This window comes from Exiguobacterium sp. s56 (assembly GCF_018618255.1).
In the GTDB taxonomy this organism is placed as follows: domain Bacteria; phylum Bacillota; class Bacilli; order Exiguobacteriales; family Exiguobacteriaceae; genus Exiguobacterium; species Exiguobacterium chiriqhucha.
Map to the genome: position 1 here is coordinate 1 of NZ_JACSLR010000041.1, position 773 is coordinate 773.

The 773-nt window shown below is 54.1% G+C and carries 1 protein-coding gene; it reads left to right on the plus strand.

Features of this window, described 5'->3' with window-relative positions; translation table 11 throughout:
* Positions 1-760 (plus strand): ISL3 family transposase (locus KNP71_RS15710; protein ID WP_214831053.1); only part of this gene is annotated, 760 nt, incomplete at its 5' end.
* Between the last annotated feature and the right edge of the window lie 13 nt (positions 761-773).

Sequence of the window (773 nt, forward strand, 5' to 3'; positions counted from 1 at the left end):
GTTTTATCGGTACGCCTCAGTAGAGACAGAGAAGCATACGACAGACGTCCTCATCGACGAGTTCGCCACACGAAAAGGACATCACTATGCGACAATCGCCCTCGATGCGGAGAGTGGTCGGCTCCTGTCCATTGTCCCGGGAAGGGACGTCACGGCCATCACGGCTGCACTCCAAGGCATAGCCGGAGACATCCGTTCTGTCGTCAGTGACTTTGCACCGACAATGGCGAAGGCCGTCGCACATGTCTTCCCGGATGCGAAACATGTGCTGGATCGTTTCCATCTCATCCAGTTCTTCACGGACGCCCTTCGCCGTCGGCGTCGTTTTTTGAACGAGGTGAAACGTCACCATCATGTCCGTGTGATTGACCGTGCTCTCGCCTGTCGTCCGGAGACGCTGTCCCCCGAAGACCGGGAGGTCGCCGATTCTTGCCTTCGGGAAGATCCGTTCACCCGGGACCTCTATCAAGGACTTCAACATATTCGATATGTGCTGAAGGCCACGTGCCATGGACAGGCGAAACGTCGACTGACCGATTGGTTGGATCGTTATCAGTCCCATCCTTGCGGGCCTCTGGCGAAGATCGCGAAATCGATCCAGAACCGAGAGAAAGCGATGCGTCGAACAATCGTGTCCAGTCTATCGAACGGAAAGATGGAAGGAACGAACAACAAAATCAAGCTTATCAAACGCCGTGGTTATGGCTACCGAAACCTCGAACGTTTCTTTTTGAGATTACGCTTCGAGCTTGGTCGTTAAAATAGCAACCACG